At 73.8% G+C, this 17,852-nt stretch carries 22 protein-coding genes; 12 read left to right on the top strand and 10 right to left on the bottom strand.

The window, feature by feature from the left end; translation table 11 throughout:
• Positions 1-24 precede the first annotated feature (24 nt).
• Positions 25-501 (bottom strand): redox-sensitive transcriptional activator SoxR, encoded by a 477-nt coding sequence (soxR, locus tag BLV76_RS09135; RefSeq protein WP_245734608.1) that lies wholly within the window; start codon positions 499-501, stop codon positions 25-27.
• 64 nt (positions 502-565) lie between these two features.
• On the opposite strand from soxR, the gene BLV76_RS09140 reads away from it, so the two are divergent.
• Both BLV76_RS09140 and BLV76_RS09145 read left to right on the top strand, forming a co-directional pair.
• The gene (locus tag BLV76_RS09140) at positions 566-1,264 is read left to right on the top strand and encodes an SDR family NAD(P)-dependent oxidoreductase (RefSeq protein ID WP_090968848.1); all 699 of its coding nucleotides are present in this window, start codon (positions 566-568) and stop codon (positions 1,262-1,264) included.
• Positions 1,261-2,310 (top strand): S-adenosylmethionine:tRNA ribosyltransferase-isomerase, encoded by a 1,050-nt coding sequence (locus BLV76_RS09145; protein WP_090968849.1) that lies wholly within the window; start codon positions 1,261-1,263, stop codon positions 2,308-2,310. Before BLV76_RS09140 ends, BLV76_RS09145 begins: the two co-directional genes overlap by 4 nt.
• 114 nt (positions 2,311-2,424) lie before the next feature.
• On the opposite strand, the gene BLV76_RS09150 is transcribed toward BLV76_RS09145, so the two are convergent.
• On the bottom strand, positions 2,425-3,006 hold the full coding sequence (locus tag BLV76_RS09150; RefSeq protein WP_090968850.1) for a hypothetical protein: 582 nt from the start codon (positions 3,004-3,006) through the stop codon (positions 2,425-2,427).
• Positions 3,007-3,141: 135 nt separating this feature from the next.
• Between BLV76_RS09150 and BLV76_RS09155 the strand changes: the two genes are divergently transcribed.
• On the top strand, positions 3,142-3,825 hold the full coding sequence (locus BLV76_RS09155; RefSeq protein ID WP_090968851.1) for a VOC family protein: 684 nt from the start codon (positions 3,142-3,144) through the stop codon (positions 3,823-3,825).
• Here BLV76_RS09155 and BLV76_RS09160 read toward each other — a convergent pair whose 3' ends face one another.
• From BLV76_RS09160 to BLV76_RS22500, 6 genes are read right to left on the bottom strand one after another with little or no spacing between them, the layout of a single operon-like run.
• Entirely contained in the window at positions 3,826-5,340 is a 1,515-nt protein-coding gene (locus BLV76_RS09160) for a sodium/solute symporter (RefSeq protein ID WP_090968852.1), read from the bottom strand.
• Positions 5,337-5,726: a hypothetical protein gene (locus tag BLV76_RS09165; RefSeq protein ID WP_090968853.1), complete on the bottom strand. Its 390-nt coding sequence runs from the start codon at positions 5,724-5,726 to the stop codon at positions 5,337-5,339. The genes BLV76_RS09160 and BLV76_RS09165 overlap by 4 nt, the downstream gene beginning before the upstream one ends.
• Before the next feature lie 10 nt (positions 5,727-5,736).
• Positions 5,737-6,456 (bottom strand): LytR/AlgR family response regulator transcription factor, encoded by a 720-nt coding sequence (locus BLV76_RS09170; protein WP_090968854.1) that lies wholly within the window; start codon positions 6,454-6,456, stop codon positions 5,737-5,739.
• A complete protein-coding gene (locus BLV76_RS09175; protein ID WP_090968855.1) occupies positions 6,453-7,583 on the bottom strand; it encodes a sensor histidine kinase in 1,131 nt (376 codons plus the stop codon). Before BLV76_RS09175 ends, BLV76_RS09170 begins: the two co-directional genes overlap by 4 nt.
• A gap of 49 nt (positions 7,584-7,632) precedes the next feature.
• A complete protein-coding gene (locus tag BLV76_RS09180) occupies positions 7,633-8,481 on the bottom strand; it encodes a class I SAM-dependent methyltransferase (protein WP_090968856.1) in 849 nt (282 codons plus the stop codon).
• A gap of 36 nt (positions 8,482-8,517) precedes the next feature.
• A complete protein-coding gene (locus tag BLV76_RS22500; RefSeq protein WP_090968857.1) occupies positions 8,518-9,798 on the bottom strand; it encodes a hypothetical protein in 1,281 nt (426 codons plus the stop codon).
• 83 nt (positions 9,799-9,881) lie between these two features.
• Between BLV76_RS22500 and BLV76_RS09190 the strand changes: the two genes are divergently transcribed.
• Both BLV76_RS09190 and BLV76_RS09195 read left to right on the top strand, forming a co-directional pair.
• Positions 9,882-10,607, top strand: coding sequence for a hypothetical protein (locus BLV76_RS09190; protein WP_217630300.1), 726 nt, complete (start codon positions 9,882-9,884; stop codon positions 10,605-10,607).
• A gap of 20 nt (positions 10,608-10,627) precedes the next feature.
• Positions 10,628-11,344, top strand: coding sequence for a Fic family protein (locus BLV76_RS09195; RefSeq protein WP_090968858.1), 717 nt, complete (start codon positions 10,628-10,630; stop codon positions 11,342-11,344).
• Between the two features lie 316 nt (positions 11,345-11,660).
• Here the strand turns inward: BLV76_RS09195 and BLV76_RS09200 are convergent, their stop codons facing one another.
• Positions 11,661-12,458 carry an HAD family hydrolase gene (locus tag BLV76_RS09200; RefSeq protein WP_090968859.1) on the bottom strand — a complete coding sequence of 266 codons (798 nt, stop codon included), beginning with the start codon at positions 12,456-12,458 and terminating at the stop codon, positions 11,661-11,663.
• Positions 12,459-12,591: 133 nt separating this feature from the next.
• Between BLV76_RS09200 and ssd the strand changes: the two genes are divergently transcribed.
• From ssd to BLV76_RS09220, 4 genes are read left to right on the top strand one after another with little or no spacing between them, the layout of a single operon-like run.
• The gene (gene ssd, locus BLV76_RS09205; protein ID WP_090968860.1) at positions 12,592-13,602 is read left to right on the top strand and encodes a septum site-determining protein Ssd; all 1,011 of its coding nucleotides are present in this window, start codon (positions 12,592-12,594) and stop codon (positions 13,600-13,602) included.
• A complete protein-coding gene (locus BLV76_RS09210) occupies positions 13,599-14,762 on the top strand; it encodes a TadA family conjugal transfer-associated ATPase (protein WP_090968861.1) in 1,164 nt (387 codons plus the stop codon). Before ssd ends, BLV76_RS09210 begins: the two co-directional genes overlap by 4 nt.
• The gene (locus tag BLV76_RS09215) at positions 14,759-15,442 is read left to right on the top strand and encodes a type II secretion system F family protein (RefSeq protein ID WP_175539617.1); all 684 of its coding nucleotides are present in this window, start codon (positions 14,759-14,761) and stop codon (positions 15,440-15,442) included. Before BLV76_RS09210 ends, BLV76_RS09215 begins: the two co-directional genes overlap by 4 nt.
• Complete coding sequence (locus BLV76_RS09220) at positions 15,439-16,125, top strand: type II secretion system F family protein (RefSeq protein WP_090968863.1); 687 nt, start codon at positions 15,439-15,441, stop codon at positions 16,123-16,125. The genes BLV76_RS09215 and BLV76_RS09220 overlap by 4 nt, the downstream gene beginning before the upstream one ends.
• 189 nt (positions 16,126-16,314) lie before the next feature.
• Here the strand turns inward: BLV76_RS09220 and BLV76_RS09225 are convergent, their stop codons facing one another.
• Positions 16,315-16,788, bottom strand: a complete 474-nt coding sequence (locus BLV76_RS09225) for a GNAT family N-acetyltransferase (protein WP_175539618.1) — start codon at positions 16,786-16,788, stop codon at positions 16,315-16,317.
• 164 nt (positions 16,789-16,952) lie between these two features.
• On the opposite strand from BLV76_RS09225, the gene BLV76_RS09230 reads away from it, so the two are divergent.
• From BLV76_RS09230 to BLV76_RS09240, 3 genes are read left to right on the top strand one after another with little or no spacing between them, the layout of a single operon-like run.
• The gene (locus tag BLV76_RS09230) at positions 16,953-17,141 is read left to right on the top strand and encodes a DUF4244 domain-containing protein (RefSeq protein WP_217630301.1); all 189 of its coding nucleotides are present in this window, start codon (positions 16,953-16,955) and stop codon (positions 17,139-17,141) included.
• Positions 17,141-17,503 (top strand): TadE family protein, encoded by a 363-nt coding sequence (locus tag BLV76_RS09235; RefSeq protein ID WP_090968866.1) that lies wholly within the window; start codon positions 17,141-17,143, stop codon positions 17,501-17,503. Before BLV76_RS09230 ends, BLV76_RS09235 begins: the two co-directional genes overlap by 1 nt.
• The gene (locus tag BLV76_RS09240; RefSeq protein WP_139306531.1) at positions 17,500-17,838 is read left to right on the top strand and encodes an Rv3654c family TadE-like protein; all 339 of its coding nucleotides are present in this window, start codon (positions 17,500-17,502) and stop codon (positions 17,836-17,838) included. Before BLV76_RS09235 ends, BLV76_RS09240 begins: the two co-directional genes overlap by 4 nt.
• Positions 17,839-17,852: the final 14 nt, after the last annotated feature.

Below are 17,852 nucleotides of genomic sequence, written 5' to 3' on the forward strand. Positions count from 1 at the left end.
GTGCGGTAGTCCGGTGGCAGATGGTCACCCCGATCGGCGGGAGGGGTGTGGGCGCCGGAGGGTGTCGGGGAGGAGCTGGGCGCCGGAACCGCGCTCGGCTGCCCAGTCGCCGGCGTTGGAGAACGCGCACGAGCGGAGGCTGAGGCAGCCGCAGCCGATGCAGGAGTCGAGGCCGCCCTTGAGCCGCTGGAGGGCGGCGATCTGCTCGTCGAGCCGGGCGCCCCAGTGCTTCGAGATCCGGTGCCAGTCCGCCTTGGTCGGGGTGCGGTTGCCGGGCAGCCGGCCGAGCTCGTCGCGGATCTCCTCGATGGTGAGGCCGACGTTGGACGCGGCGCGGATGAAGGCCAGCCGTCGCAGCACGCTGCGCTCGAACCGCCGCTGGCCGCCGCCCGAGCGGTGCGCCTCGATGAGCCCCTCCGCCTCGTAGTAGCGGATCGCCGACGCGGCGAAGCCGCTCCTGCTGGAGATCTCACCCATCGGCAGCAGGTCCTTGGGATCCACCTGCGCCCCCCTCCTGGAAACTGGCCCTTGAACTCAAGTTCACTTCAACTTGAACCATGGTGCCATGAACACCACGAAGAAGACACGGGTGGCCCTGGTCACCGGAGGATCGGCCGGCCTCGGGCTGGCCCTGTGCAGGGCCCTCGCGGCCCGGGGCTGGGACGTCGTCACGGACGGCCGCAGCGAGGAGAAGTTCAAGGAGGCGGACCTGCCTCCCGAGGTCACGGTCGTCATCGGCGACCTGACCGACACCGACCACAGGGCCGAGCTCGTGGCCCAGGTGGAGCGGCGAGGCCGCCTGGACCTGCTGGTCCACAACGCCAGCACGCTCGGTCCGCTGCCGATGCGCCCGCTGGCCGACGTCGACTTCCCCGACCTGATGCACGTCTGGCGCACCAACATCGGCGGGCCGCTCGTCCTCACGTCGGCGCTGCTGCCGTGGCTGCGCGAGGCGGACGGCGTCCTGCTCTCGATCAGCTCGGACGCCGCCGTCGAGCACTACGGGACGTGGGGGCTCTACGGCGCGAGCAAGGCCGCGCTCGACCACGTGACGCTGACCTGGGCCGCCGAGACCGGCCTGAGGGCGTACGCCGTCGACCCCGGCGACATGCGCACGGCGATGCAGCAGGACGCCTTCCCGGGGGAGGACATCTCCGACCGGCCGCTCCCGGCGACGGTCGTACCCCGGCTGCTGGCGCTGCTCGACGCGCGTCCGGAGTCGGGCCGCTACCGGGCTGCCGACCTCGCGGAGGCCGACGGATGAGCACCCTGACCGAGACCCCGCACACCCGGTTCGCCGCGTCCGACTTCGCGCCGCAGCCGGCCGAGGCGCGCGGCCTCGAGCGCGACGAGGTGCGCCTGCTGGTCGGCACGCCCGACGGCCTCTCGCACGTGCGCTTCCGAGACCTGCCCGACCACCTGCGTCCGGGCGACGTCCTGGTCGTCAACACGTCCGCCACCGTCAACGCCGAGGTCGACGCCACGATCGACGGGCAGCCGGTCGTGCTCCACGTGGCCCACCACCTCGAGGACGGCGACCGCGTCGTCGAGGTGCGGTCGGCGCCCGACGCGGGCCGTGCCGTGCTGGACCGGGCGGCGGGTGACGTCGTGCGGGTCGGCGACGTACGCCTGGTGCTGCGGTCGCCCTGGCCGGGCGAGGCGTCCTCCCCGACGGGTGCGGGCAACCGCCTGTGGCGGGCGTCGGTGCGCGGCGACCTCGACCGGCAGCTGGGGTGGAACGGGCGCCCGATCGCCTACGGCTACCTCGACTGGCGCTACCCGCTCGCCGACTACCAGACCGTCTTCGGGACCCGTCCGGGCAGCGCCGAGATGGCGTCGGCCGGGCGCCCCTTCACGCCGTCTCTCGTGACCCGTCTCGTCACCGCGGGCGTCCAGCTCGCGCCGGTGACGCTGCACACCGGTGTCTCCTCGCAGGAGGCCGGCGAGGCGCCCGGGCCGGAGTGGTTCGAGGTCCCGCCGACGTCCGCTCGCACGATCAACGTGGCCCGCGAGAACGGTGGCCGCGTCATCGCCGTCGGCACCACCGCGACGCGCGCCGTCGAGTCGTCGGTGCTCGGACGGCACGTCGTCGCCTCGCGCGGCTGGACCTCGCGCGTCGTGACGCCCGCCCAGCCGCCACGCGTCGTCGACGGCCTCGTCACCGGCTGGCACGACCCGATGGCCTCGCACCTCCTCCTCGTCGAGGCGGTCGCGGGCGAGCGCCTCACGCAGGCGGCGTACGACGCAGCGGTGGCCGAGGGCTACCTCTGGCACGAGTTCGGGGACTCGGCGCTGCTGCTGCGGAGGTGAGGACAGCACGATGAAGGCAGTTCGACTCCACGAGCCGGACCGCCACGCTCGCGGGCCCGCGGTCCGTTCTCGAACCGCCTTCATGGTGCTGGCTCGAGCGGCCACGCCGGGCCGTCAGGAGCAGCTGGCGGTGACGCTGTTGATGGTGATGTCGTCGCCGGTGAGGTTTCCGCCCAGCAACCCGGGCGGGGTCACGGTGTGCAGAAAGCTCATCGTCACCGTGCCGCTCGCGTTGGACATCCAGGTGACGTTGCGCGTCCCGGACGCCTGGCTGGTCGAGGTGTCGATCTGGCTGTTGGCGACCGCTTGGCCGTTGACCTGGAGCACGGAGGTCATCTTCCGGTTGTTGATGAGGTACGCGGTCCACGAGTACTGGAACCGGTACGTCTTGCCCGCCGTGACGCAGATCGATCGGGAGGCGGTCACGGTGCGGGTGTCGTACCTGGTGGAGTCCTCGACGGTCACGAACGAGCCGTTCTCGAACCGGTCGGTCCCGCCGCCGGAGCTCACGTTGTTCGAGGACAGGGACCAACCGTTGCCGAGCGTTCCGGAGGCGGGGAAGGCCGGGACCGAGAAGCCGGCGCAGTCGCACGGGGACGCCGCGAACGCCGGCGCCGTGGCGGCCACCGCGATGACAGGAACCGTCCACACGGCACTGCGCGCGATGGCGCGGCGGGAGGGGCGGAGGGCTTCCATGGGTGCGGTCCTGGCGTGGGGAGGGACGGGGAACGTCATGACGAATGTCAAGAAGTTACCAAGACAACGCAATTGTGTTGATGTTTTGTTGATTTGAGTGGCAGATCACACAGGGGATCGCCCTAGGCTGCCGGGATGGCTGCCCGACTGCACGCGCTCACGATCCTGGCCGCCGATCCCGTCCGGTCGGCGCAGTTCTGGGGCGACCTGCTCGGCTGGGAGGTCGACGGCGTCACGCTCGTCCCGCGTGACGGGACCCCGTTCGAGGTGCACCTCGAGCCCTGGCTCGAGCCCCTCGTGCTGCCGACCCAGGTCCACCTCCACCTGAGCAGCAACTCCGCCTCCCAGCAGGAGACCGTCTCCCGCGCGCTGGCGCTGGGGGCCAGCCACGTCGACGTCGGGCAGCAGCCCGACGAGGACCACGTGGTGCTGGCCGACCCCGACGGCGTCCCGTTCTGCGTGATCGAGGAGGGCAACAGCTGGATGGCCGGCACGCCGTTCCTCGGCGAGCTCGCCTGCGACGGCACCCGCGCGGTCGGCCTGTTCTGGAGCGCGGCGATCGGCTGGCCGCTGGTGCACGACGAGGACGGGGAGACCGGGATCCAGCCCGCCGGCGGCGGTCCGAAGATCGCCTGGGGCGGCGAACCGCTCGACGCCCGGGTCGGGCGCAACCGGATGCACTTCGTCCTGGTCGCCGACGACCTCGACGCCGACGTCGCGCACCTCGTGGAGCTCGGGGCGAGGGAGGTCGCCCGCTCGGACGACGGAGACGTCGAGATGGCCGATCCCGACGGCAGCGAGTTCCACGTGCGCGGCTGATCAGCGCTGGAGCTCGACCGCCTCGGGGGTGTGGAGGCGGACCATGAAGCGGTTGGCGTGGGCGGGCACCGACGCACGCGTCAGGCGGGACACCACGACCATCGTCGCGAGCGAGGCCGGCACCGACCAGGCGGCCGGCTGCCCGAGGAGCGCGGCCGACCAGCCGGTCGACGCCGACGAGGCGAGGGTCCACGCGACCGCCGCACCGGACCCGAGGCCACCGACCAGGAGGCCGGACACGGCACCCGTCGGCGTCAGGCCGCGCCACCAGATCCCGAGCATCAGCAGCGGCGCGAAGGTGGAGGCGGTGACGGCGAACGCCAGGCCGACCGTCCGCGCCACCGGCACGTCCTGCGCCGGGAGCGACATGAGGAGGGGTACGACGACCGCGATCGCCGCCGCGACCCGGAAGGCGGCGACCCCGCCGAGCCGGTAGGAGCCCCAGCGCCGCCCGGTCACGTCCTGCGACAGCACGCCGGCGACGGCGATGGTCAGCCCCGAGCTCGTCGACAGGAAGGCCGCAAACGCGCCCGCGGTGACCAGCCCGGTGAGCACGGCCCCGAGCACGCCGCCGACCATCAGGTTCGGCAGCTCGAGCACCAGCGTGTCCGACCCGGCGTCGACGAGTCCGGGTGCGTAGAGCCGGCCGAGGGCGCCGTACACCGGCGGCAGCACGTAGAAGATCCCCAGCAGGCCGAGCACCGCGAGCGTCGTACGGCGTGCGGCGCGGCCGTCCGGGTTCGTGTAGAAGCGCACCACCACGTGCGGCAGTCCCATCGTGCCGAGGAACGTCGCCACGATGAGGGAGTACGTCGTGTAGAGCCCGATGCCCCCGCCCGGCGTGGCGAGCGGGATCGACCACGACGCCGGTGCGGTGGCCGACGGATCGGCCGCGCCGTCCGCCATCCACACGGCCAGCAGGATGCAGATCGGGATCAGCAGGGCGGTGAGCTTGAGCCAGTACTGGAAGGCCTGCACGAAGGTGATCGAGCGCATCCCGCCCGGGCTCACCGACGCCAGCACGACCAGCGCGACGACCAGCGAGCCCGCCCACGTGGGCGCGCCGATGGTCGAGCGGAGCGTGACCCCGGCGCCCTGGAACTGCGGGAGCAGGTAGAGCCAGCCGATGCCGACGACCAGCACCGAGCAGAGCTTGCGCACGCCGCGCGAGCCGAGCCTGGCCTCGGCGAAGTCCGGCAGGGTGTACGCCCCGGACCGGCGCAGCGGCGCGGCCACGAGCACCAGCAGGACGAGGTAGCCCGCGGTCCAGCCGACGGGGTACCACAGCATCTCCGCGCCGAACGTCAGCAGCAGCCCGGCGGCGCCGAGGAAGGAGGCGGCCGAGAGGTACTCGCCGCCGATGGCGCTCGCGTTCAGGCGCGGGCGGACGGTGCGCGAGGCGACGAGGAAGTCGCTCGTGGTGCGCGAGATCCGCAGGCCCCACGTGCCGATCGCCAGCGTCGCGAGCGAGACGAGGACGACCGCCACAACACCCGGCACGACGTCGGCGCTCACGGGGAGTCCTCCTCGACGGTTCCGACGAGGTCGGCGAAGTCGCGCTCGTTGGCCTCGGCCTGCCGCACGTAGACCCACCCGAGCACGATCAGCCACGGATAGGTGAGGACGCCGAGCACGAGCCACGCGAGGGGCACCGGCCCCACCTCGACGTCGCCCAGCGACGGGTCGAGGTGGAACACCAGCGGCACGAGCCCGACCGTGAGCGCCAGGGCCGCGAGCACCCGCAGCGCGAGCACGAGCTGCTCGCGCAGCAGCGAGCGCATGAAGACCTCGCCCAGGGCGGTCTCCGCGTCGATCTCCCGCGCCCCCGGGTGCCGTACGACGTCAGCGCGACGCCGCGGCGGCCCGGTGACCCGCACCCGGGGTGGCGGCTGGTCGCTCACGAGGGCCTGCTCACGACGGCGCTTCGCGCCTGGTCAGCACCGAGCGGAGCTCCCGGGTGTGGCGCCGCGAGACCGGCAGCTCGGTGCCGCCGACCACGACGCTGACCCGGCCGCCTTCGCTGCGCACCTCCTCGACGTGGGGGAGCGCGACGAGCACGGAGCGGTGGATCCGGACGAAGCCCGCCGACGCCCACTGCTCGGCCAGCGAGGTGAGGGGCGTGCGGACGAGGTGCGAGCCGTCGGCGGTGTGGAGGCGCGCGTAGTCGCCCTGCGCCTCGACGTGGGTGATCTCCGACCGGTTCACGAACCGGGTCACCCCGCCCCGCTCGACGGGGATCTGCACGTCACCGGACGGAGCGGGGCCGCCGGCCTCCACCACCCGTCGTACGGCCTCGGCGAGACGCTCCTCGCGCACCGGCTTGAGGACGTAGTCGACGGCGCGCAGCTCGAAGGCGGCGACGGCGTGCTCCTCGTGCGCGGTGACGAAGACGATCGGTGGCGGGTTCTTGAAGCGGGAGAGCACCTGCGCGAGGTCGAGCCCGGTGAGGCCGGGCATCTGGATGTCGAGGAAGACCGCGTCGACCTCCTCGGCCTGCAGCACCCGCAGGGCCTCGGTCGCGGAGTCGCTGCCCCTCACCTCGCCGATGCGCGGATCGCGGCCGAGGAGGAAGGTGAGCTCGTCGAGGGCGGGGCGCTCGTCGTCGATGACGAGGACCTTCAGAGCAGTCATACCTGGACTCCCGGGGCGAACTTCGGCACCCGCACGATCACCTTCGTGCCGGCGCCGGGCGCGGTCTCGACGACCAGACCGTAGTCGTCGCCGTAGGCGTTGCGCAGCCGTGCGTCGACGTTGCCGAGACCGACGGAGTCCATCGAGGCGTCGCCGGCCAGCGCCCGGCGCACCCGCTCGGGGTCCTCGCCGGTGCCGTCGTCCTCGACCTCGATGACGCACTCCTGGTCGAGGTCTCGCGCGGTGATGTGGAGCCGGCCGACGCCGTCCTCCTTGTCGGCGCTGGCCTCCAGCCCGTGGCGCACGGCGTTCTCGACCAGCGGCTGGATGCACAGGAACGGGACCGCGACCGGCAGCACCTCCGGCGCCACCTGGAGGGTCACCTGGAGCCGGTCGCCGAAGCGCGCCTGCTCGAGCAGGAGGTAGCGCTCGACGGAGCGGAGCTCCTCGGCGAGCGTCGTGTACTCGCCGTGGCGCCGGAAGGAGTAGCGGGTGAAGTCGGCGAACTCGAGGAGCAGCTCGCGCGCCCGGTCGGGGTCGGTGCGCACGAAGCTCGCGATCGCGCCCAGCGAGTTGTAGATGAAGTGCGGGCTGATCTGCGCCCGCAGGGCACGCACCTCGGCCTCCATCAGGCGGTTGCGGGAGAGGTCGAGCTCGGCGAGCTCGAGCTGGCCGCTCACCCACGAGGCCACCTCGTCGGCCGCGCGCACGAGGCCGCCGGTGGTGTGCGGGGCGCCGACGACGAGCGCTCCGACGAGGGTGTCCTCGGCGACCAGCGGGCTCACGATCGCCTGCCGCACCTGGCAGCCGCCGTCCTCGCAGACCAGGGTCCGCTCGTCGACGATCATCGTCCGCCCGGTCTCCGCGACCTGGCTGATCGTGGCGGTCAGCTGGCCGCGGTGGTGGCCGCCGAGCCCGTCCCACGCGAGCAGCCCGCTCGTGTCCCCGAGCCCGGCAGCCGGGGTGCCGAGCAGCGCCCGCAGGTGGCGCACGGACCGCTCCGCGCTCGCGCTCGTCAGGCCCTCGCGCAGCGCCGGGCTCGCGAGGGAGGCGTTGTGCAGCGCGCGGAAGGTGGCGCGGTCGGTCTCCCCGCCCAGCGACGTGCGCCGCCACCTCCACCTCGCCACGCACGTGACCCTAGGTGCGACCTCGGATGGGCGCTACCGGACGGGTGGTCTACCGGAAGTCGATGAGCAGCATGTCGGTGTCGGTGCCGTCGCTCACGGCCGGTCCGTCCTGCGACGGGTCGTCGGGGCCGGAGGCCTGCTCGTCGCCGTCGACCACCACGGCGCGGTAGCAGCGGGTGACGTAGGGGATCTGCATCCCGTCCATGCCGCGGCCGTAGTCGTCGTAGAACGCCAGGACCGCGGCGAGGCTCTCGGCGCGCTCGTCCTCGCCCATGACGGCGAAGTTCGACCGCGACCGGGCCAGGTCGAGGATCGACTCGCGGTCGATCTCCTGCCAGTTCTTGAAGGTCGTGTCCTCCATCTCGCCGAACAGCTCGCTGTCGGCGAGGTGCTGGGCCGAGGTGGTGTTGCCGTCCTGCATGCCCAGGATGTCTCCCAGCCGCCGCACCCACGGGATGCGGTCGTCGCGGCTGTTCCACACGAGGGCGAGGTGGCCGCCGGGCTTGAGCACCCGGGCGATCTCGGCCAGCGCCGACCCGTGGTCGAACCAGTGGAAGGCCTGGGCGACCACCACGACGTCGACGGAGCGGTCGTTGGCCGGGATCTCCTCGGCCGTCGCGACCTTCGCGCTCACCTCGGGCACGCGCTCGCGCAGGATCGCCAGCATCGCCTCGTCGGGCTCGGTGGCGAAGACCGCGTGCCCGTGGTCGACCAGCTGGCGCGTCAGCTTGCCGGTCCCGGCGCCGAGCTCGAGGACGACCTTGGCCTCGCCGCCCGTCAGCCACGCGACCGCGTCGGAGGGGTACGACGGACGCGCCCGGTCGTAGGCGCCGGCGACCGACCCGAACGAGCGGGCGCGGTCGGTCGGTGCGGGAGTCCCGGGCAGTTCGTCGCTCATCCCGGTCAGGCTACAAGCGACGGCGACGTCCCGCGCTCAGCGACGTACCTCGCACTCGCGCCGGATCTCGGCCCCGCAGGTGTCGCGACCACCTCCGCCGACCGCCTGGTCGCGACCGGGACCGCCGACGAGGAGGTCGTTGCCGCTGGACCCGAACATCCGGTCGTCGCCGTGTCCGCCGAAGAACCGCATCTGTCGACCGCCCACGCACGGGGACCCGCTCCCCGTGCTGGGCAGGGCGGAGGTCGTGTCCCGGCCGCCCAGGCTCTGGACCGTCGCACGGCAGGCGTCGACCTCGAGCGCGTTGCTCCCGTGGGTGCCCGTGAGCCGCACGGTGGGGGCGCCGACGGCGGCGTCCTCGAAGCCGGTCACCTCGTGGGTGACCACCTTCCTGCCGGACCGCTTCGTGAGCACCCCCTGCCGGAGGTCGAGGTCGAGGCGCGCAGAGGACTGGACGTAGACGCGGTCGCGGCCGTGGCCGCCCCTGAACCAGCTGCCCTTCGCGTAGGTCCCGACCTGCATCGTGTCGTCGCCCCCACCCATCGCGGCACGGAGGACGGTACGCCCTCCCGGCGGCACGAGGAGTGCCTCGTCGCGGTTGCTGCCGCGGAACGTGAACCGCTCGAGGTCGCGGGAGGCGCGCACGCTGAAGGTCGAGAACCCGCGGACGGTGAGCGCGGCGCCGGACCCCGAAGTGGTGAGCGTCCGGGCAGGGACGTCGATCGCCAGCCTCGTGGCGGGGCCGGTGCCGAGCGCGAAGGTGCTGCCGGTGCCTCCCTCGGCCCTGCTGGTGGGAGTCGGGTCGCCCGCCCAGTCGAGCCAGACCAACCGGCCGACCACCTCGTCGGGGTTGGGCAGTCCGGTCCGCCCGGACACGACGAAGTCCTGGTCGGCACCGGCAGGACCGGCGTCGACGACGTCCCGGCCGGTGTCCACCCGACCCTGGGTGCCGGCGTGGACCTCGTCGACCGCCGCGGACCCGAGGAAGGTGTCGTCGCCCTCGCCGAGGAAGGTGGTGGTCCTCCCGGTGCGGCCGGTGGCGTCGACGACGTCGTTGCCGGTGCCGGCGTCGACGACGCCGACCACGCTGCCGATGACGCAGACCAGGTCGTCCCCGCCCAGTGCGCGCACGCCGCTGACGTCGTGGGCGACGATCACGTCGTCGCCCTCGGTGCCGTCCACGCGGAGCACGCCGCTGGCCTCGATCGTCGCGGGCACGCCGCGGCAGGTGGCTGCCGCGGCACTGGCCGGGGCCATCGAGACGGCCGTGCCGACCACCAGGGCGGCGGTGATGAGGAGGGGGATGGTCGGGCGCATCGGGACCTCGGATCGGGTCGGTGGTGGGGTACCACGGCTGTGACGCGCCCCGTGCCGGAGAAGTTGTCCCTACGCTGACGTCCGTGAGCTCGTTCGAACGCCTCGACGCGGGGCCGGTGGCGGACACCGTCGCGCGCCTCGAGTCCCGCATCGCGGCCCGGTTCCCCGACCGCGGGCTGCTCGCGGTCGTGGGCGAGCTCGGCGTGCTCACCTCCGACGTGGCCGAGGGGTCCTCGGCGATCCGGGTCCGGCTGCGGTGGGTCCGGCTGGCCTCGCGCCTGGCCGCGGTCGTCGTGCTCGTCGCGACGGTGACGATCTTCGGGCTCGCGCTCCGCGACGCGCTGCGCATCGGTCCGGAGCGCACCTTCGAGTGGGTGCCGCTGATCGAGTCCGCGATCAACGACCTGGTCTTCGCGGGGCTGGCGCTGTGGTTCCTCTACGCGCTGCCGCAGCGCCTCGAGCGCGGCCACCTCCTCGACCTGCTCCACCGGCTCCGCTCGCTCGCGCACATCGTCGACATGCACCAGCTCACCAAGGACCCCGAGCGGCTGCGACCGGACTTCGTGAAGACCGAGAAGATGGTGAAGGTCGACCTCGACCGCGGCGAGATGGAGCGCTACCTCGACTACTGCTCGGAGATGCTCTCGCTGATCGGCAAGGTCGCGGCACTGTGCGCGGAGGAGTCGCGCGACTCGCTGGTGCTCACCACGGTCAGCGACCTCGAGACGCTCACCACCGGCATGTCGCGCAAGATCTGGCAGAAGATCTCGCTGCTGCCGAGCGAGGGCGCCCGGCCGGTCGCGGACTGATCCCGACTACCGTCCTCCCCGTGACCGATCCGCTCGCCTGGCTGACCGACCTCGAAGGGGTCCCGTCGGCCTATGCCGGAGTCCGCGACGGGATCGACGCGCTGCTGCGCGACCGCGGCCTGCGTCGTACGTCGCCGGAGATGACCGCGGAGTCCCTCCTGCGCGGCGCCCACGCGAGCGCCGTGCTCGAGGGATCGGCCTCGTCGCTGGACGAGGTGCGCGCGGGGACGGGCGACGAGATCGCCTCGGACGCCGTCCGGCTTTCGGCCTCGATGCTGGCGCTCGCGCCCCTGCTCAAGACCGCGCCGCTGCAGGCGATCGCCCGGCTCCACACCGTCGTCGGCTCGGGCGCCCTCGACCCCGAGGAGCTCGGCCGACCACGCGACGCGGCCTCGGCCGACCGGCTGCGCGGCGTCGCCGAGCTCCTCGTCTCGGGCACGTCGGCGCCGGCGCTGCTCGTCGCGGCGGTCGCGCACGCCGACGTCGCGACGGCCGCACCGTTCGCCTCGCACAACGGCATCGTCGCCCGCGCCCTCGAGCGACTCGTGCTGGTCTCCCGCGGGGTCGACGCCAAGTCGCTGGTGGTCCCCGAGGCCGGGCACCTCGCGCACCGGGCGGCGTACGAGTCCAACCTCCGTGCCTACAGCGCTGGCGGCCCGCGCGGCGTCCAGGCCTGGGCGCTCTACGGCGCGGAGGCGTTCGCGGCCGGCGCCGAGGCCTCGCCCCTCGTGCGGTAATCCAGTGGCAGATGGTCGCCTGACCGCGGTCGGTCGGCACGGAGACCCCGGACATGCGAGCGGCACCCGCTCACGTGGATCGGGTGCCGCCGCTGACACGTGACGCCTGGCTACCAAGCGTGCTCTTCTCAATCGCTGCCTCGGGCAGATCCCGACCGGTCAGCACCCCATCGGATGGGTGGATCGCCGCGTGGGTACCTGGATCACGTGCTGCTTGTGGAGTTCGTTGCCTCAGTTCTAGCCCTGTCCGGGAGCACCCACAAGGCTTGACTTTGACCACCGCTGGTGGGGCGTCCGGGTACCGGTGAGTACGACGTCAGGCGTCCGTCACCCGGCGTCTCCGGTTGGCCCAGAGGACCCCGCCGGCGGCCACCGCGCCACCGACGGCGAGGGCCGCGAGGGTCGGCCTGGCCGGCGGCACGGGGATCCGGCGCCGCAGCGCGACGGGCCGGACGAAGCTCAGCACGGGCCAGTCGCGCTCCTGGGCGATGCGCCGCAGCTCCTTGTCGGGGTTGACCGCGAAGGGGTGGCCGACGACGTCGAGCATGTGGACGTCGGTGACCGAGTCGCTGTAGGCGAAGCACTCGTCGAGGTCGTAGCCGACGGTCTCCGCGAGGTGCTCGATCGCCCGTGCCTTCTCCTCGGCGTAGGCGTAGTAGTCGATGGTGCCGGTGTACCTCCCGTCGACGATCTCCATGCGCGTCGCGATCACCCGGTCGGCGCCCAGCATCTCGCCGATCGGCTCGACGACCTCCGCGCCGGAGGCGGACACGATGACGACGTCGCGCCCGGCCGCGCGGTGCTCCTCGATGAGGCTGACCGCCTCGTGGTAGACGAGCGGCTCGACGATGTTGTCCAGCGTGTCGTGGACGATCTCGCGGACGGTCGCGACGTCCCAGCCGGCACACAGCTGCGACATGAACTCGCGCATCTTGTCCATCTGGTCGTGGTCGGCGCCGCCGGTGAAGAAGACGAACTGGGCGTAGGCCGAGCGCAGCATCGCGCGCCGGGTGATGAGCCCACCGGCCTGGAACTCGCGGCTGAACGCGAGCGTGCTCGACTTGGCGATGATCGTCTTGTCGAGGTCGAAGAAGGCCGCGGTGGGGCGGGTCATGCCGCCATCGTAGGGGCGGACGCGGATGGATACCGGGCCGCCAACCGTCCACAGGCGGGCCCTGAGGCGGCTTGTCCACAGGTGACCTCGTCGGCGGGTGGGCGTCGTCGGTGGGCGACGGGATCGTCGGGGCATGGCTGTCCTGCTCCTCACCGGCTCCCCGTCCGTCCACGAGGTCGTCGTGCCGCTCTGCGCTGCGGCCGGTGTCGGCGCCGAGGTGTCGTCCTCGCCCGCGCTCGCCCTCGCCGCATGGGCGGAGGCCGAGCTCGTCCTCGTCGGCACCGACCTCGCGAGCGCCGTCGCAGAGCTCGCACCGCCCCGGCGAGCGGGCGTGCACGTGGTGGGGCTCTCGCCCGGTGACGCGGTCTTCCGCAGCGCGCTCGAGATCGGCGCGGCGTCGGTGCTCGACCTCTCGGCCGGGTCCTCGTGGCTCTCCGACGCGCTGGCCGACGTCGGCGAGCAGGCCTCGCCCGGCCGGGTCGTCGGAGTCGTGGGCGGATCCGGCGGCGCGGGGGCGACGACGCTCGCCTGCGCGCTCGCCCAGTGGCAGTCCAGGCTCGCGCCGACGCTGCTGGTCGACGCCGATCCCCTCGGCCCGGGACTCGACCGGCTGCTCGGGATGGAGGCCGTGCCCGGGGTGCGGTGGGAGGGACTGGTCGACACCGCGGGCCGGGTGGGTGCACGCGCGCTGCGCGAGGGCGTGCCGCGGGCGGGGTTGCTGGGCGTCCTGACCTGGTCCGGGCGCCGCCGATGGCTCGACGTGCCCACGGTGCGGCGGATCCTCCCGTCGGCGACCTCCGGGCACGACCTCGTGGTGGTCGACCTCGCCCGACACGGAGCGGGCGTGGCCGAGCTGGCCGACCGGTGCGACGAGCTGCTCGTCGTGACGCCCGCGACGCTGCCCGGTCTGGCCGCGACGGCTCGACTGGTGGCCGAGCTGGGCCGCGCGCCGGGGGCCGGACTGGTGCTGCGCCCCGGCTCGGTCAGCGACGCCGACGCCACCCAGGTGACGGGGTTGCCGGTCGTCGCCGCCGTCGGCGACCAGCGCGGCCTCGCGTCTGCCGTCGACCGCGGGCTCGGTCCGCTCGGGGCCCGCGGTCCGCTCCTGCGAGCCGCACGCGACCTGCTGCCGGTGGCGGCATGAGTGCCCCGGTGCCGGCGGCGGTCCTCGACGACGTACGACGACGGCTGGCCGGGTCCGCCGGCGACCTGACGCCGCACCGGGTGGCCGAGGCGCTGCGTGCCTCGGGCTCGCCGGTGGGCGACGCCACCGTCCTGGCGGTGCACGACTTGCTCCGCCGTGACGTCCTCGGGGCCGGCCCGCTCGAGGACCTGCTCCGGCTGCCCGACGTGACCGACGTGCTGGTCAACGGCCCCGACGACGTGTGGATCGACCGGGGTGCTGGCCTCGAGCGGGTCGCGGTCTCCTTCCCCGACGACTCGTCCGTGCGTCGCCTCGCGCAACGCCTCGCGGCCTCGGCAGGTCGGCGGCTCGACGACGCGACCCCGCACGCCGACGTCCGTCTCCCGGACGGGACACGCTTCCACGCAGTGCTCGCGCCCGTCGCGCGGACCGGGACGGTGCTGTCGCTCCGGGTGCCGCGCGGCCGGGTGTGGACGCTGCCCGAGCTGGTGACCGCGGGCGCCCTGCCTCCTGACGGTGCCTTCCTGCTCGAGGAGGTCGTCGACGCGCGATGCGCTTTCCTGGTCACCGGCGGCACCGGGACCGGGAAGACCTCGGTGCTGTCGGCGCTCCTGTCCCTGGTCGACCCCGGCGAGCGGGTCGTGCTCGTCGAGGACGCCAGCGAGCTGCGCCCCGAGCACCCGCACGTGGTCGCGCTCGAGGGGAGGCCCGCCAACATCGAGGGCGCGGGCGAGATCTCGCTGCAGACGCTGGTGCGGCAGGCGCTGCGGATGCGACCGGACCGGCTCGTGGTCGGCGAGGTGCGAGGGGCCGAGGTGGTCGACCTCCTGGCCGCGCTCAACACGGGGCACGGAGGGGGCTGCGGCACGCTCCACGCGAACTCCGCGGCCGACGTGCCGGCCCGGATCGAGGCCCTCTCGCTGGCCGCCGGCCTGCCTCGCGAGGCGGCGCACAGCCAGCTCGCGTCCGCCCTCGACGTGGTGATCCACCTCGGCCGGGGCCGTGACGGGAGACGGCGCATCCTCGAGCTGGGGGTGCCGGAGCGCGACGCGTCCGGTCTGGTCGCCCTGCGCACGGCCGCGACCTTCGAACCCGACCGGGTGGTGCGCGGGCCGGCGGCGCCGGCGCTCATGGAGCGGCTGGGCGGGGTGGCGTGGTGACCGTCGATCCCACGTGGATCGCCGCGCTGGCGGTGGCCGCAGCGGTCCTCGTCCTGGTTCCGCCCGGTGGGGTGGTCGTGGAGTCGCTCGGGCTGTCGGCGCTTCCCGCCCGGCCCCGGCGGCGCTGGCGACCGGGGCGTCGGGCGCTCGCCGAGGACCGTGCGGCCGTCCTCGAGGTGTGCGAGCTGCTCGCCGCTGACCTCGCTGCCGGTCGCCCTCCGGGCCTGGCCCTGGAGTCGGCGAGCGAGCGCTGGCGGCCCCTGGCTGCCGCGGTGGAGGCGTCCCGCCTCGGGGCCGACGTCCCGGAGGCGCTCCGCCGGGTGGCCGCTGAGCGACCCGGAGCCGGTGACCTGCGGTGGGTGGCAGCGGCGTGGCAGGTCGCCCAGGACTCGGGGCACGGCCTGGCGTCCGCCCTCGACCGCACCGCTGCCAGTCTCCGGACGCGCCGTCGCACGCGCCGGCTCGTGGACTCCGAGCTGGCGTCGGCACGGGCCACCGCCCGCCTGGTCGCGGCACTCCCGGTCGCCGTGCTGCTCATGGGATCCGGTGCCGGCTCCGACCCGTGGTCGTTCCTCCTGACGACGCCCGTGGGGTGGCTGTGCCTCGCCCTCGGCGCCTCGCTGCTCGGGCTCGGGCTCTGGTGGATCGAGCGGCTGGCCGACCGGGCGGCCGCACCGTGATTTGGCTCAGCGCACTCTGCGCGGCGCTCGCCGTGGCGGTCCTGGCACCCCCGGTGCCGCAGGTCGTCCGACCGCGCCCGTCGTCCGGCTCCCCGGTCCGACCGCTGGCCGCGGTCGGCGCAGGTATCGGCGCGTGGCTGCTCGTCGGCGGCCTGCCGGGAGCCGTGGCGGGTGCCGTCGCCGCCCTGGTCGCCCGACGGATCCTCGCGAACGCCGAGCCGTCGTCGGTCCGGCGCGACCGCGAGGAGGCCGAGCGCACGCTGCCCCACCTCGTCGACCTGTTCGCGGCGACCCTTCGTGCCGGTGCCGAACCGGTCGCGGGCCTCGCGCAGGCGTGCTGGGCCCTCCCCGGACCGGCCGCCGACCGGCTCGCTCCGGTCGTCGAACGTGCGCGCTGGGGTGCGGCCGGCGCCGAGGCGTGGTCGGCGGTCGCGGACGACGACGTGCTCGCGCCGCTGGCCCGCGCGATGGTCCGGTCGCAGGTCTCCGGCGCGTCCGTCGTGCACGCCGTCGAACGCCTCGCCGACGAGCTCGAGCGCGAGTCGCTCGCCCGGGCCGAGGACGCCGCGCGCAAGGTCGGGGTCTCGGCAGCCCTTCCGCTGGGCGTCTGCCTGCTCCCCGCGTTTCTCCTCCTCGGTGTCGTGCCGACGGTCGCCTCGCTGTTCAGCACCGTCGCGCCGTGAGGGTGTGCCCTGGGTCGTCAGACCTCGTGCGGTCGGTCCCGCGTGCCGTCGTCGCGCCGGTCCGTCATCCGAAGGCGTACTGATGCGTGCGGGTCGGGATGACGGATCGTGTGCGTGTGCCGTCGCCGCGCCGGTCCGTCATCCGAAGGCGTACTGATGGGTGCGGGTCGGGATGACGGATCGTGTGCGTCAGCCGTCGTGGCGCATCCGGCGCTCGAGGGGTGCGTCGGCGGGCCAGCCGTCCGGCACGCCGAGGTCGGTGAAGCCGGCGCGCGCGTACGACCGGATCGCCGCCTCGTTGTCGTCGCGCACCATCAGGAAGGTCGGCCGCTCGTGCGACGCGGCCCAGGCGACCACCTGCTCGATGAGGCGCCCGGCGAGCCCGGTCCCTCGCTGCTCGGGCGCGACCCACATCGAGATCAGCTCGACCCGCTGGCCGTCGTCGGCGCCGGAGACCACACCGACGGGGTGGCCGTCGCTGCGCGCGACGAGCGTGAGGGGTACGTCGACCAGCCGCCGGCGCCAGCGGTCCCCGTCGGCCGCCACCCAGTCGTCGTACCTCGCCCCGAACGCGCCGGGCGCGTCGCGCAGCGAGGCGAGTCGCACCGAACGGAACTCCTGCCACTCGTCCGGCCCGATGCGGACGACCTCGATCTCGCTCACGCCTCCGAGGCTAGCGACCGCGACGGGCCACTTTCCGTCCACAGGCAGTCCGAGATGGCCGTCGTCCCCAGTCTCGGTCGGTCGCGGGTGCGGGGTGTCGGTCCGACGTCGAAGGCTGTGCTCGTCGAGGTTCACCGGGAGCCTCGCGACGAGAGGGGATGCGCATGAAGAGGCGGACGACGAAGGACGTGGCGCGCGACGAGGCGGGGATCACCACCGCGGAGTACGCGGTCGGCACCGCCGCAGGTGCCGGGTTCGCCGGGCTGCTCTACACGCTGCTCACTGGCAGCTTCGGTGACCAGCTGCTCGAGCGGCTGTTCAAGCACGTCATGGGCCTGCTCGGCATCGGCTGATGTCGAGGCGGGCGCGGGGCGAGTCCGGGGCGGCGACGGCCGAACTCGCGCTGGGGATCCCGCTCCTGGTCGCGCTGACCGCCGGACTCGTCTGGATGCTGGCGGTCGGCGCGGCCCAGGTCCGGGTCATCGACGCCTCCCGGGAGGCCGCCCGTGCGGTGGCGCGGGGGGACGACGTGGCCTCGGCCGAGGCCGTGGCCCTCCGGATCGCGCCGGACTCCGCACGGGTCTCGATCTCCACGGGCGACGCCCAGGTGGTCGTCACGACGAGCGCGCGGATCACCGGCCCGGGCGGCCTTCTCGGCGCCCTGCCCGGCATCACCGTCTCCGCCGAGGCGACCGCCCTGGTGGAGGAGTCGTGACGCGACCGCGGGGAGAAGGCGGAGCGGCGACGGTGCTGGTGGTCGCGATGGCCGGGGTGCTGATGTTCGTGATGCTGGGTCTGGCCGCCGCAGGGGGCCTGGTGGCCGCCCAGCGCCGGGCGCAAGCAGCAGCCGACCTCGCGGCCCTGGCCGGAGCGGGCTCGACGGACGACGCCTGCGCCTCGGCGGCACGGGTCGCGTCGGCCAACCACGCACTGCTGGAGAGCTGCACCGTGGCCGGCGACGACGTCACCGTCGAGGTGTCCGTCGCGGGTCCGGACGTCCCGTGGCGGGTCGTGAGGGTTACCGCGGAGGCGAGGGCGGGCCCGGGGTGAGGGCGGGGATCAAG

This window comes from Nocardioides exalbidus (assembly GCF_900105585.1).
In the GTDB taxonomy this organism is placed as follows: domain Bacteria; phylum Actinomycetota; class Actinomycetes; order Propionibacteriales; family Nocardioidaceae; genus Nocardioides; species Nocardioides exalbidus.